General features: G+C 45.9%; 1 rRNA gene. It reads right to left on the reverse strand.

The features are described from left to right. Positions 1-153 precede the first annotated feature (153 nt). Positions 154-266: ribosomal RNA gene (locus tag GTP46_RS29255) — 16S ribosomal RNA — on the reverse strand; the annotation flags it as partial.

Genomic DNA, 266 nt, shown 5'->3' on the forward strand with positions numbered 1-266 from the left:
CATTTACTACTTGTGATGATGAGTTTTACTACCCAAGCATGTATCTGTCGATACACGCTTAATAAAACTTTACTTCTTCCAGATTGTTAAAGAACGTTACAGCAGATAAGTGTGAGCACTTGGCATGGTTCCGAAGAACCCTGCAAACTCTAGAAAGGAGGTGATCCAGCCGCACCTTCCGATACGGCTACCTTGTTACGACTTCACCCCAGTCACGAATCCTACCGTGGTAAGCGCCCTCCTTGCGGTTAAGCTACCTACTTCTG

Source organism: Duganella flavida, from assembly GCF_009857445.1.
In the GTDB taxonomy this organism is placed as follows: domain Bacteria; phylum Pseudomonadota; class Gammaproteobacteria; order Burkholderiales; family Burkholderiaceae_D; genus Rugamonas; species Rugamonas flavida.